Source organism: Paraburkholderia sp. J8-2 (genome assembly GCF_905220195.1).
In the GTDB taxonomy this organism is placed as follows: domain Bacteria; phylum Pseudomonadota; class Gammaproteobacteria; order Burkholderiales; family Burkholderiaceae; genus Paraburkholderia.
Map to the genome: position 1 here is coordinate 75,102 of NZ_CAJMZA010000018.1, position 12,309 is coordinate 87,410.

Annotated in this window: 11 protein-coding genes; 4 read left to right on the plus strand and 7 right to left on the minus strand. The window is 66.0% G+C overall.

Going from position 1 to position 12,309, the window contains the following annotated elements:
• Window positions 1-49 precede the first annotated feature (49 nt).
• From U5A52_RS29325 to U5A52_RS29350, 6 genes are all read right to left on the minus strand, one after another.
• Window positions 50-847 carry a c-type cytochrome gene (locus U5A52_RS29325; RefSeq protein ID WP_321915427.1) on the minus strand — a complete coding sequence of 266 codons (798 nt, stop codon included), beginning with the start codon at window positions 845-847 and terminating at the stop codon, window positions 50-52.
• The gene (locus U5A52_RS29330) at window positions 844-2,469 is read right to left on the minus strand and encodes a cbb3-type cytochrome c oxidase subunit I (protein ID WP_321937175.1); all 1,626 of its coding nucleotides are present in this window, start codon (window positions 2,467-2,469) and stop codon (window positions 844-846) included. Before U5A52_RS29330 ends, U5A52_RS29325 begins: the two co-directional genes overlap by 4 nt.
• Window positions 2,459-3,034: a cytochrome C oxidase subunit II gene (locus tag U5A52_RS29335; protein WP_233885424.1), complete on the minus strand. Its 576-nt coding sequence runs from the start codon at window positions 3,032-3,034 to the stop codon at window positions 2,459-2,461. The genes U5A52_RS29330 and U5A52_RS29335 overlap by 11 nt, the downstream gene beginning before the upstream one ends.
• A gap of 28 nt (window positions 3,035-3,062) precedes the next feature.
• On the minus strand, window positions 3,063-3,245 hold the full coding sequence (locus U5A52_RS29340; RefSeq protein ID WP_158759912.1) for a hypothetical protein: 183 nt from the start codon (window positions 3,243-3,245) through the stop codon (window positions 3,063-3,065).
• Between the two features lie 7 nt (window positions 3,246-3,252).
• Complete coding sequence (locus tag U5A52_RS29345) at window positions 3,253-4,536, minus strand: c-type cytochrome (RefSeq protein ID WP_321937234.1); 1,284 nt, start codon at window positions 4,534-4,536, stop codon at window positions 3,253-3,255.
• Window positions 4,537-4,615: 79 nt separating this feature from the next.
• Window positions 4,616-5,221 (minus strand): c-type cytochrome, encoded by a 606-nt coding sequence (locus tag U5A52_RS29350; RefSeq protein ID WP_321915491.1) that lies wholly within the window; start codon window positions 5,219-5,221, stop codon window positions 4,616-4,618.
• Window positions 5,222-5,744: 523 nt separating this feature from the next.
• Between U5A52_RS29350 and U5A52_RS29355 the strand changes: the two genes are divergently transcribed.
• A complete protein-coding gene (locus U5A52_RS29355) occupies window positions 5,745-6,485 on the plus strand; it encodes a FadR/GntR family transcriptional regulator (RefSeq protein WP_321937178.1) in 741 nt (246 codons plus the stop codon).
• A 78-nt stretch (window positions 6,486-6,563) separates the two neighbouring features.
• On the opposite strand, the gene U5A52_RS29360 is transcribed toward U5A52_RS29355, so the two are convergent.
• Window positions 6,564-8,147, minus strand: coding sequence for an aldehyde dehydrogenase (NADP(+)) (locus U5A52_RS29360; RefSeq protein WP_321915423.1), 1,584 nt, complete (start codon window positions 8,145-8,147; stop codon window positions 6,564-6,566).
• Between the two features lie 282 nt (window positions 8,148-8,429).
• Here U5A52_RS29360 and U5A52_RS29365 point away from each other — a divergent pair, with 282 nt between their 5' ends.
• The 3 genes from U5A52_RS29365 to gudD all read left to right on the plus strand — a co-directional run bounded on the left by U5A52_RS29365 (window position 8,430) and on the right by gudD (window position 12,304).
• A complete protein-coding gene (locus U5A52_RS29365) occupies window positions 8,430-9,761 on the plus strand; it encodes an MFS transporter (RefSeq protein WP_321937180.1) in 1,332 nt (443 codons plus the stop codon).
• A gap of 39 nt (window positions 9,762-9,800) precedes the next feature.
• Complete coding sequence (locus U5A52_RS29370) at window positions 9,801-10,889, plus strand: lactonase family protein (protein WP_321915421.1); 1,089 nt, start codon at window positions 9,801-9,803, stop codon at window positions 10,887-10,889.
• A gap of 65 nt (window positions 10,890-10,954) precedes the next feature.
• Window positions 10,955-12,304 (plus strand): glucarate dehydratase, encoded by a 1,350-nt coding sequence (gudD, locus tag U5A52_RS29375; RefSeq protein WP_321937181.1) that lies wholly within the window; start codon window positions 10,955-10,957, stop codon window positions 12,302-12,304.
• The last annotated feature ends 5 nt before the right edge of the window (window positions 12,305-12,309 follow it).

Sequence of the window (12,309 nt, forward strand, 5' to 3'; positions counted from 1 at the left end):
GTGCAGGGCGCGCAATTTGCCTACCGCCGCACGCCCCGCGTGGTTGGGTTCAGGGTTTGGCCGGCGGCGTTTCGCCCGCGTACCAGGCGGCGGCCGCGTCGATTTCCTCGGGCGTCATGTTGCGCGCGATGTTGCGCATCTGCTCGGAAATGTCGTTATGGCGCGTGCCGTTCGCGAACGCGAGCAGTTGCGCCTTCGTGTACGCCGCGGGCAGGCCGTCGAGCCACGGGCTGCCGACCTTGCTGTCCACGCCGCCATGGCAGGACGCGCAGGCGGGAATATTGCGCAGCGGCGCGCCGTGCGCCACGATGCCGGGCGCGCCGCCATGCAGGTGCGCGATCGGCTGCAGAGAGGCGTAATAGGCCGCGAGGTCGCGCATGTCCTCGTCGGACAGGTCGCGCGCCATGGGCGACATCACCGCGTTCTGACGCGCGCCCGTCTGGAAGTCGTGCAGTTCCTTGAAGACCACGATAGCGAACTGGCCCGCCAGATTCGGCGAATTAGCCATGCTGATGCCGCGCGGGCCATGGCACATCGTGCAGCGCAAGGCGAGCGTCGCGCCGCGGCCAATCGAGAGGGAAGTCGCGCCGTCTAGCATGTGCGGCGTGAGTTCGACCTGGCTCAGCTGGTAGCCCGGAGCGACCGCCGATTCGACCGGATGCCACGCGCGCGGCACGCCGGCCGCGCTGCAGATCGCCGTCCAGATGCCCTGAAAATACGGGTCGCTCTTGGCGGAAGGCAGCCAGATGAAGCCGATCAGCACGGAGACGACGAACACGACGATCGTCGCGCCCACCCCTGTGCGAAACCACACATTGCGAAACGAGAACAGGCGTTCGTCGCTCATCGCTGCGCTCCAATCGGGATCGCGGGCACGGCCGTTTCGGGCGTCGCCAGCAGCTGCGCGATCGGGTAGCCGTAGTTGGTGATCGTGAGGGCGATCATCAGCACGATCCACAGCCCGAAGCTATTGAGCGCCACCGGCAGCGTGGCCGACTCGTGCACCGGCTTGGCGAAGCGATATTCCTCGGGCGCGGCCGCCTCGCTGCGGTGACCCTGGCGCAGCACGATGAAGAACAGCACCGCCGAAATCACGAGGATCAGACCGCCAATTGCAGAAAGCACCACGAGCGCGCCCTGGCCCGCGAGCGCCGGGTCGCTGTAATCGTAGTAGGCCATGCGCCGCGGCATGCCCATGAGGCCGACCAGGTGCCACGGGAAGGTCGTGACGATCATGCCGATGAACCACAGCCAGAGCTGCCAGCGCATGAGGCGCCAGTTGTTGAGCGCGCGGCCGGTGATCTGCGGCCACAGGTCGTAGGCGATGGCGAAGTACATGATGACGATCGCGCCGCCATAGATGAGGTGAAAGTGGCCCGTGATCCACTGCGTGTTGTGCACCGCCTGGTCGAGCTGGTAGCTCATGTTGATGAGGCCGCCCGCGCCGCCGAAGCCGAGCATGACGAACGAGAACGCCACGGCCAGCATTTGCGGGTTCTCCCACGGCAGCTTCGCGATCCAGCCGAACGGCCCCGTGCCGCCGCGCAGCCGCCCGGCGATTTCAACGGAAGCGCAGATCGTGAACACGGTGAGGAGCGTGGGCACCGAGACGAGCGCCGTGAACACCGACTGCACGAACTTGAAGCCCGAGCCCACCTGCGGATCGGTGAACAGGTGGTGCAGGCCGATCGGCATGGCCACCACGAGGAACAGGATGAACGAGATGCGCGCCATCACGTCGCTGTAGAGCCGGCCGCCAATCGCGCGCGGAATGATCGTGTAGTACGCGATATAGGCGGGCATGAGCCAGAAGTAGACGATGGCATGCAGCGTCCAGGAGAAGAACACGCGCGCGAGGCCCGCGTCGATCGTATTGCGCCATCCGAAGGCCACGGGCAGGATCTGGAACAGCACTTCGATCGCCGCGCCCACCGCGGTCCAGCCCCAGAGGTACGCGCCCGCCGTGGTCGCGAACATGGCGAGCGGCAGGGGTTTGCCGCGATTCTCGCGCTTCCATTTCGCGGTGTTCACGCCCATCAGCGCGACCCAGACCCACGAGCCCACCACGACGAGCACGACACCGAGGTAATAGAACACGTTGCCGATCATCGGCGGATAGAACGTGTAGAGCACTGAGGCGAGGCCGAGCGCGACGGGCACCGAGGCGGTGACGGAGCCGAGCGCGAGCAGGATGAAGCCGAGCCAGGCCCACTTCACGCCCACGAGCGGGCGCTTGAGCGCGAGTTCGCTGACCGCGTAGCCAAAGCCCATGGCGATGAGCGTGGGAAACACGTAGCCCATCACGGTGCCGTGCTCCGTGACCGAGCGGTAGTAAAGCTCGGGGTCGTTCAGCCACGGGTGCATGGGGCTGCGCACAAACATCTGCCACGCGCCGAGCAGCAGCGCCACGCCGAACACAATGAACGCGAGCCAGAAGTGGGCGAGTACGAGTCGCTTGTTATTTAACACAGCTGAGTCTCCGCGCTGAATTGCCTGCCTGGTTCGCCATCTGCATGAAGGCATCCTTGTCGATGACCTTCACGTGGGCCCACATGCCCTGGTGGCCCGTGCCGCAATATTCGTGGCACGGCATGAGGTGGTCGGCGGGTTTGTCGAAGGTCGTGCGGAACGTGGAGATGTAGCCCGGCTCGACCATCGAGTTCAGGTTGGTGTCCGTGACGAGAAAGCCGTGCACGACATCGGCGCTCGTTGCGCGGAACGTAATGGGCGTGTTGGCCGGCACGACGATGCATTGCGGCGTGAACGAGTACTGCTGCGCAAGAATGCGCACGGTCACGGAGCCGTCGGTTTCGACTGCGCTGCCGAGATTCGATTCGACGAATTCGCCGGACACGTGCAGCGTTTCCGGATTGACGAGTTCCACGCGCGAGGGCGGCATCATGGCCCAGTGCAGGCCCGTGAAGACCACCACGGCCACGAGCAGGGAGACGAACGCCACCATGAGCGTCGCCCAGCGGCGCTCCACGCGCGCGGCGACTTCGGCACTGGCATGGTTATCGAGCGGATTCGACATGAGGCCGGCCTTTTCTTGTCTGTCTGGTCTATTGGATGACGCCGCGCGGCAGGAACACGACGAAGTAGAAGACGAACCAGATCGCAGCCACGATCGCCGTGGCGATGCCCGCTACCGCGAGCGCGCCGCCCGGGCCGCTGGCCACGATCTCGTCGACCTGTTCGTGTTGCGGGCGCTCGCCCGGTTGTTCGGGTACGGGAGTTTCGATCATCGCAGCCTCAGAAAAGCGGCGCGGAACGCAGCGCGTTCACTTCATGTTCGGAAACCGGCGTGCCATGGTTGCCCCACGCCGTGCGGATATACGTGACCACGGCCGCCACTTCTTCATCGGAGAGCGACTGCGCGAAGGGCGGCATGCCATAGGGCATGGGGTTCTTTTGCGTGCCCGGCGCATAGCCGCCGTTGAGCACCATGCGAATGGGGTTCACGGCCGAGTTCATCTGAATGGACTGGTTGTCGGCGAGCGGCGGGAAATGCGGCGGCTTGCCCTGGCCTTGCGCCGCGTGGCACACCGCGCACTGCGACTCGTAAATCTTCTTGCCGAGCGGCACGAGGCGCGCGGCTTCCTCCGTCACGAAGGTGCTCTTGGGCGACTTGTCGACCTCGTTGTTGTGACCCGGCAGCGACTTCAGATACACGGCCACGGCGCGCACGTCTTCTTCCGTGAGGTACTGGAAGCTGTCGTAGACCACTTCGGCCATCGGTCCGTATACGGCGCCGCGTTTCGAAACACCGGCGTGCAGCAGATCGACGATGTCCTCGATGCTCCAGTCGCCGAGGCCCGCTTCCTTGTTCGAAGTGAGCGAAGGCGCATACCAGTTCTGCACGGGAATCAGGCCGCCCTGGAACTCCTTCGAGGCCGAGTTGCCGCCGAGCGCGTTGATGGCCGTATGACACATCGTGCAGTGGCCGAGGCCTTGCACGAGATACGCGCCGCGATTCCATTCGGCGGACTGCGTCGGGTCGGGCTTGAATTCGCCCTGGCGGAAGAACAGCGTGCGCCAGCCGAGCAGCAGCGCGCGCTTGTTATACGGGAAGCGCAGATCGTGCGCGCGGTTCTCCTTGTGCACGGGCGGCGTGGAGAGCAGGTACGCAAAAATGGCGTCCGAGTCCGCGCGCGTGACCTTCGTGTACGACGCGAACGGCATGGCCGGATAGAGCAGCGTGCCGTCGCGCGATTTGCCCTCGTGCAGCATGCGGTAGAACTCGTCGGCGGTCCAGGCGCCGATGCCGAACGTCTTGTCCGACGAGATGTTTGGCGTATAAAGCGTGCCGAACGGCGTTTCCATTGGACGGCCGCCGCCGAACATCTGCTGGGAAGGCACCGTGTGACACGCAATGCAGTCGCCGGCGCGCGCGAGATATTCGCCGCGTGCGATCTGCTCGGCGTTGCTCGCGATCGGCTTCGCATTGGCCGCGGCGGCTGCCGCTGCGGCGCTGGCCGCGTTGGCTGCGTTCGCGCTGGGCGCGGCCGTTTGCGCGTGCGCGAGCCCGGCGCCCATGCAGAGCGCGAGCGCCGCGCACGACAGGCGAAGCGAAGTGGGGAGAAGGGATCGAAGTCTGCGCACGTCGAGGCCCCGGCTAGTTATGGACGCTGCCGCACGCGAGCGGCAGCGGCGAGGCCGCTGCTGGCGTCGTATCGGCAGGCGCGGGTTGCGACGAGAGCCACGCCGCGATCGCGGTGATGTCGCGGTCGGCGAGACGGCTGGCGATGTCGTGCATGCAGTCCGGCGCGGCGGCTCGGCGCGTGCCGTAGCGGAACGCGCCGAGCTGCGCGCTGATGTAGTTCGGATGCAGGCCCACGAGACCCGGAATGGCCGGCTGCATACCGGTGAGCGAGGCGCCGTGGCAGAGTGCGCAGGCGGGCACGTTGCGCTTGCTGTCGCCGTTCATGACGAGCGACTTGCCGAGCGCGAGCGTGGCCGCATCGACCGTGGGTTTGGCTGGCGGCGGATAGGGCGGGTGCTCCTGCGCGAAGAACTCCGCGATCTGCTTGAGGTAGGCGTCGGGCAGATACGCCAGCAGATAGTTCATGGGCGGATAGCTGCGGCCGCCGTCGCGGAAGGCGACGAGCTGGTTGAACAGATAGCCGGCCGGCTTGCCCGCGAGACGCGGAAAGTAGTCGTTGTCGGTGCCTTCGCCGTGTGCGCCGTGGCAGGCCGCGCAACCCATCACGCGGGCCTGCATCGTGTCAGGCGCGGGCTCGGCGGGCGGCGCCGCGAAGAGCGGCGCCCAAGGCAGCGCGAGCGCAAGGATGAGGAAGACGATGCGGTTTCTCAATGATTCCCTCGGTACGGAATGTGACTACACAAACGCGTTGCGATTCGATATCAGTTGAGGCGTCGTCCGTGGGGATTCTGGTTTTCTTTGACGGCCGGGCGCGCACCTTGTTGTGGAGATTATCGGAGAACGCCGACTTGTGCAGCCAGGATGCGCAAATAAATTCGCTCCGATCGCAGCGTAACGATATGTTTGCTAACACAACGACATGCGCGTCTCATTGCGAAAAGATGAGGCGTGAATTGCATCGGAATACGAAATAAAATGAGGATCATTTCGTGGGCGAACCTGTGTGGTGTTCAGGCCGTCTCGCGCGCAGTCCATCGCGCAGTCATAGGATGTCCTTAGTCGCTTGTGCACAGGCTTTTCCTGTGGTTGTCCGACAACGTATAATGCAGCGATATACGCATATCGAGCCAAGGAGAGCCACATGGCGGAGTCGCTTGCCACGCCCATCGCCGCGCGTAGCCGCAATCTCGCCGAGCAGGTCGTCAACTTCATCAACGAACAGATCGCCACGCGCGCGCTGAAGCCCGGCGACAAGCTGCCCACCGAAAGCAACCTCATGACGCAACTGGGCGTGAGCCGCACGGTGGTGCGCGAGGCCATTTCGCGTTTGCAGGCCATGTCGGTGATCGAAACGCGTCACGGCATCGGCAGCTTCGTGCTGGAGCCGCGTCGCGAGCCGCTCGATCTCGACGTCGTGCCGGCCAGCACGCTGGACGATGTGCTGTCCGTGCTCGAGCTGCGCATCAGCCTCGAAACGGAGGCCGCGGGTCTTGCCGCGCAGCGTGCGAGCGAGCGCGACCTGGCCGGCATGCGCGCCGCGCTCGACGCACTCGACGTCGTGATCCGCTCGGGCGGCGACAGCTCGGGCGCCGACCTCGAATTTCACGTCTCGGTGGCGCGCGCCACGGGCAACCGCTATTTCGTCGATATCCTCACGCAAATGGGCGCGGCATTGATCCCGCGCCGTCGCGTCGATTCGGCGGGCATTGCGCATCGCGATCCGCAGGCTTACGCCGAACTCGTGAACCGCGAGCACGAAAGCATTTTCGACGCGATTGCCCGCCACGATCCCGAAGGCGCGCGTGCGGCCATGCGCATGCATCTGTCGAGCAGCCGCGAGCGGCTGCGCCGTGCGGCGGCGGAGTCGGGGGGGAAGGCGTAGGGCGCTTGAACTTCGAGCGCGCATGAAAAAACAGCGGCCAAGGCCGCTGTTTTCATTGACATCAACGAAAGAAGGCGATTACCCGCGCACGAGTTCGCCGTTCTTGCGGCGCCAGAGGTCGAGCGGATTGGCGTCCGCGAGCGCCTGCGGCAGCAGCTCGGCGGGGAAGTCCTGATAACAGACCGGACGCAGGAAGCGCTCCATCGCGCTCGTGCCCACCGACGTCGCGCGGCTGTCGGACGTGGCCGGGAACGGGCCGCCGTGCACCATTGCGTGCGTGACCTCCACGCCGGTCGGAAAGCCGTTCACGAGCAGGCGGCCGGCCTTGCGCTCGAGAATCGGCACGAGGCGCATGGCGGCGGGCACGTCGCTGCGATCCATCTGGATCGTCGCGGTGAGCTGGCCCGCGAAGTGCTCGGCCACCGCGAGCAGTTCGGCCTCGTCCTTGCAGCGCACGAGCGTCGAGGCTGGGCCGAACACTTCGTCTTCGAGCGCGGGCTGCGCGAGGAAGGTTTGCGCATCGGTCACGAACAGGGCGGCGAACGCCTGGTTCGGGCCGCTCGCGGGCTGGCCTTGCGCGAGCGCGCTCACACCCTGGGTTTCGGCGAGACGCCGCGCGCCTTCTTCATACGCGGCATGGATACCCGACGTGAGCATGGTCTGCGCGGGCTTCACGCCCAGCGCCTGCGCGGCGGCCTGCGCGAACTGGTCGAGCGCCGGACCTTCGATGCCGATCGCCAGACCCGGATTCGTGCAGAACTGGCCCGCGCCGAGCACGAGCGAATCGACGAAGCCCTGCGCGATGGCCGCGCCGCGAGCCGCGAGCGCTTCGGGCAGCAGGAACACGGGATTGATGCTGCTCATTTCCGCATAGACGGGAATCGGCTCGGGGCGGTTCGCGGCGATGCGCATGAGCGCCGTGCCGCCCGCGCGCGAGCCGGTAAAGCCCACGGCCTTGATGGCCGGGTGCGCCACGAGCGCTTCGCCCACGGTGCGGCCCGCGCCGACGATGAGCGAGAACACGCCTTCGGGCAGCCCCATCTCCTGCACGGCTTGCTGGATCACGCGGCCGACCATCTCCGAAGTGCCGAGGTGCGCGCCGTGCGCTTTGACGACCACCGGGCAGCCCGCCGCGAGCGCCGCCGCCGTGTCGCCGCCCGCCACCGAGAACGCGAGCGGGAAGTTGCTCGCACCGAACACCGCGACCGGGCCGAGCGCGATTTTCTGCAGACGCAGATCGGCGCGCGGCAGCGGCTTGCGCTCGGGCAGGGCGGCGTCGAGCGTGGGTGTGAGCCACAGGCCCTGGCGCACTTCCTGTGCGAACAGCTTCAGCTGACCAACGGTGCGGCCGCGCTCGCCTTCGAGGCGCGCCTTGGGCAGGCCGGTTTCCGCGTGGGCGCGTTCGGTGAGCGCGTCGCCCAGCGCGGCAATGCCGTCGGCGATGCGTTCGAGGAACGCCGCGCGCACGGCGAGGGGCAACGTGCGGTAGGCGTCGAACGCTTCGGCGGCGAGCCGGCAGGCGGCGTCGACGTCGGCTGCCGTGCCGCTGCCGAAGGCCGGCGCGGGGATCGCTTCGCCCGTGGCGGGATTGAAAGCCGCGAGCGGCTTTTCCGAGCCGCGCACAGCGCGGCCTCCAATGAGCATGTCGCCAGTGATTTGCATGTCGTCTCCGAGTTTCGTTGCAGTGATGGTTACCATGAGTTAAGTCATCGTACAACTATCATACGCCAGATCACGGTCGCCGAACATCTGCGGCAGGCACTTTTGGGACGTGATGGGCGTAGAAAGTGCGTCAATATAAGCCTTATCGGTTATGATTCCCGTTCCATGGCAGGGTAAACACGACGTTGGTTCCCGGTGCAGGCACGCTTAGAATGTCATCAGACAACGTACCACGAAACATCCAATCCGCGCGCCACCGGCACGCCTGAAGGAGACAACCCGATGTCCGCCCCTGCCAACCGTTATGAGGACCTGCTGGAGTCGGCTAGCGCCAAGGTCCTGCGGCACGTGCTCCCGCTGTTCCTCATCATGTTCATCGCCAACTATATCGACCGTGTGAACGTCGGCTTCGCCGGCGCGCACATGAAGGCCGATATCGGTCTTTCGGCGGCGGCGTACGGGTTCGGCGCGGGGCTGTTCTTCGTGGGTTACGCGATCTTCGAGGTGCCGTCCAACATCCTCATGCAAAAGTATGGCGCACGCGCCTGGCTCACGCGCATCATGGGCACGTGGGGCGTCGTGGCGGCCGCCATGGCGTTCGTGCACAACGACACCTCGTTCTACGTGCTGCGTTTCCTGCTGGGCGTTGCCGAAGCAGGCTTCTTTCCCGGCGTGATCTATTACTTCGCGCAGTGGCTGCCGCAGAAGGAGCGCGGCAAGGCGGCGGCGGTGTTTCTCGCGGGCTCGGCGTTCGCCTCGGTGCTCTCGGGCCCGATCACGGGCGCGTTGCTTTCGGTGCGCGGCCTGGGTCTGGCGGGCTGGCAGTGGATGTTCCTGATCGAAGGCGGCTTTTCCATCGTGCTGTGCGGCGTGAGCTGGGTGTTCCTCAAGTCGCGCATTCGCGACGCGCACTGGCTCACGAACGACGAGCAGGGCGCGCTCGAAACGTATCTGGCGCGCGAGCAGGCCGAGCGCGAAGCCGCAACGGGCGCGCACGTGCCGGTGCTGCGTCTCTTGAAGGACCCGCAGATCGTGCTGTTCTGCTTCCTCTATTTCGCCATTCAGCTCACCATTTACGCGGCCACGTTCTGGCTGCCCACGATCATCCGCAAGATGGGCGGCTTGAGCGACTTCCAGGTGGGCCTCTACAACGCCATTCCGTGGATGATCGCTATCGTCGCGATGTACGGTTTCGCGCTGCTCTCGGCGAAGTACCGCTTCCAGCAGGCGTGGCTCGCCATCGCGCTCGTGATCGCGGCCTGCGGCCTGTTCGCTTCGACTTCGGCGGACCCGGTGTTCTCGTTCGTGGCGATCTGCTTCTCGGCTATCGGCTTCAAGGCGGCTTCGTCGCTGTTCTGGCCCATGCCGCAAGGCTATCTCGACACCCGTGTGGCCGCCGGCGTGATCGCGCTGATCAATTCGCTCGGCAACCTGGGCGGCTTCTTCGCGCCGGCCACCTTCGGCTATCTTCAGCAGCATACGGGCTCGATTACGGGCGGTCTCTACGGCCTGGGCGTGACGTCGCTCATTGCCGCCGCCGCCGCGTTCCTTGCCCGCAACAAGCCGTCGCGCCGCACGTTTGCGGACGATTCCGTGCACAGCGGCGCGCACTGAACCCGAGCGCAACCATTAATCGAGAAGGACACACACACCATGAACCAGCCGAACCCCGACCGCTTCTTCGTCTACGTCGCGAATTCGAAAGACGGCGACATTGGCGTGTTTCATCTCGACGCGCGTAATGGCGCGCTCACGTCGCAAGCGCGCGTGGCCGCGCAGGACAACGTGATGCCGATGGCGCTTTCGCCCGATCGCCGCCGCCTCTATGCGGCCACGCGCGGCGCGGACAAGCGCATCAACGACTATGCCATCGACGCGCAGACCGGCAGCATCACACCGCGTGTGCAGACGCCGATCGAATCGAGCCTCGCGTATCTGTGCGCCGAGCCGCAAGGGCGTTTCCTGCTCGGCGCTTCGTACGGCGAGCATCGCGTGAGCCTGTATGGCGCGAACGCGCTCGAGAACGGGCAGGGCGCGCCGCTCCAGGTGATCGGCGACATCGAGCACGCGCACGCGGTGATCGTTTCCGCCGATGGGCGCTTCGCGTACGCGTCGTCGCTCGGCAGCGACCGCGTGTTCGCCTTCGCGCTGGAAGACGAAGGACGACTCGTCGAAATCGGCGCGGTCGATCTCGGTGCGGGCTTTGGTCCGCGGCACCTGCGCTTTTCGCCAGGCGGCGACGTGCTGTATGTGCTGAGCGAATTCCGCGCGACGGTGGCGGTATTCGCGCGCGACGCCGCCAGCGGCAAGCTCACCGCGCAGCACGTTTCGCCGCGCGCCGCCGCCCTCGCGCATCTGAACGACGGCTTCGCGCGCCCGAGCCCCACGGACCCCGTGCAGCCCGACCCGGCGGTGCTCGCGAAGAACGTTTGGGCCGCCGATATCCATGTTTCGCCCGATGGGCGCTTCGTCTACGTGTCCGAGCGCACGACGAGCCAGATTCTCACGCTGCGCGTGGCTCATGATGGCGCGCTCGAATACGTGGGCGCGACTGCGACCGAAACGCAGCCGCGCGGTTTTCGCATCGATCCCACGGGCCGCTTTCTCGTGGCGTGCGGAGAAAAATCGCAGCACGTCTCGGTCTATGCAGTCGATGCAACCACCGGCGCACTCACACCCCTCTCGCGCGGCGAGGGCGGCAACGGTGCGAACTGGGTGGAGATCGTCGCCGCGAGCGCTTAATCGGTTCAACCCCAAGTTTCGATTGTCAGGGCGCAGCGCGCCGCACTTTTACAGGTAATCCGTTCATGTCTACACAAACCGTTCAACCGAACGCCACGCCCGTTGTGACCGAGCTGCGCGTCGTGCCCGTGGCGGGCCGCGACAGCATGCTGCTGAACCTCTCCGGCGCGCACGGTCCGTTCTTCACGCGCAACGTCGTGCTGCTGCGCGACAGCGCGGGCCATACCGGCATCGGTGAAGTGCCGGGCGGCGAGGCGATCCGCAAGACGCTCGAAGACGCGCGCGCGTTCGTGGTCGGCCAGTCCATCGGCAATATGCAATCGGTGCTCAACACCGTGCGCAAGCAGTTCGCCGACCGCGACTCGGGCGGCCGCGGCCTGCAGACCTTCGACCTGCGCACCACGATTCACGCCGTCACCGCGCTCGAAGCCGCGCTGCTCGACCTGCTCGGCCAGCATCTGAACGTGCCCGTTGCCGCGCTGCTCGGCGAAGGGCAGCAGCGCTCCGAAGTGGAGATGCTCGGCTACCTGTTCTTCATTGGCGATCGCAACAAGACCGATCTCGAGTACGCGAGCGGCGCCGATGGCCGCGACGACTGGGAGCGCGTGCGCACCGAAGAAGCGATGACGCCGGACGCGGTCGTGCGCCTGGCGGAAGCCGCGAAGGCGCGTTACGGCTTCAACGACTTCAAGCTCAAGGGCGGCGTGCTGGCGGGCGACGCGGAAATGGAAGCGGTCACGGCGCTGGCCGAGCGCTTTCCCGAAGCGCGCGTGACGCTCGACCCGAACGGCGCGTGGTCGCTCGCGGAAGCGATCCGCCTGTGCCGCGACAAGCACGACGTGCTCGCCTACGCCGAAGACCCCTGCGGCGCGGAAAACGGCTATTCGGGCCGCGAAGTGATGGCCGAGTTCCGCCGCGCCACGGGCCTGCCCACGGCCACCAACATGATCGCGACCGACTGGCGCCAGATGGGCCACGCCATTCAACTGCAATCGGTGGACATTCCGCTTGCCGACCCGCACTTCTGGACCATGCAGGGCTCGGTGCGCGTAGCGCAGATGTGCAACGACTGGGGCCTCACGTGGGGCTCGCACTCGAACAACCACTTCGACATTTCGCTCGCCATGTTCACGCACGCGGCGGCTGCCGCGCCTGGCAAGATCACCGCGATCGACACGCACTGGATCTGGCAGGACGGCCAGCGCCTCACGCGCGAGCCGCTGCAGATCGTGGGCGGCAAGGTGCAGGTGCCGCAAAAGCCGGGCCTTGGCATCGAGATCGACATGGACGAGCTGGAAAAGGCGCACGCGCTCTACCAGGAGCACGGCCTCGGCGCGCGCGACGACGCGATCGCCATGCAATACCTCGTTCCCAACTGGAAATTCGACAACAAGCGTCCGTGCCTCGTGCGCTGAACGCC